Origin of the sequence: Fervidobacterium sp. (genome assembly GCA_026419195.1) — a bacterium.
In the GTDB taxonomy this organism is placed as follows: domain Bacteria; phylum Thermotogota; class Thermotogae; order Thermotogales; family Fervidobacteriaceae; genus Fervidobacterium.
The window spans coordinates 1-590 of record JANZZV010000104.1 but is presented as its reverse complement, the minus strand read 5'-3'; the positions used below and the strand labels follow the sequence as shown (position 1 = coordinate 590).

The window sequence follows — 590 nt, the reverse complement described above, 5'->3', positions numbered from 1 at the left end:
ATAAAGGGCATATCGCCGTTGGATGTGTCTGACTGGATAGATGAGATAGAATCTGAATCAAGATTTCGTAAAAACCCGGCTTAAAGAAAACAAAACCAGAAGAAAAAGTGTAAAGAAAGGTGAAAAATTCCAAACTTCTATCTTTATGGACCTTGTTTTTACGGACAAAGTTATGATTGGATAAAATCTCCAAGCCTTTCACCTTCTCAAGTATAAGAGTTGTTAAACACTATATTTTAAAACTAATAATCATGAATTTAGTTCTTTATTTTAAAATCCGACACATGGAGTAAGCTGAAAAGTTTTTAGTTTTTGATCGATCCTTGACTATTTTTTTAAATTCACACAAAGAAAACTTTTTAAGTTTTAAAATCCTAAAAAGAAGAACGGTTTACTTTAACGGCTGAACTTTGGAATTAGAAAGAGAAAAGTTGTTATGAATGTAGGATTTCCAATAAGTTCGACGAAAAAGTTTTTTTCGCACGTAAATTCACAGCGTTATTTTGAAATTCATACAAAAATTGAAGTAAAGCTCCTAACTGATTCAAAGTTATGTAAGGTTAAGTGACGATGAACTCAAAAGAGACAGT

Annotated in this window: 1 protein-coding gene; it reads right to left on the bottom strand. The window is 30.8% G+C overall.

The genetic code is table 11. The features are described 5' to 3' along the window. Positions 1 to 193 (bottom strand): hypothetical protein (locus N2Z58_09485; GenBank protein ID MCX7654889.1); only part of this gene is annotated, 193 nt, incomplete at its 3' end. Positions 194 to 590 lie beyond the last annotated feature (397 nt).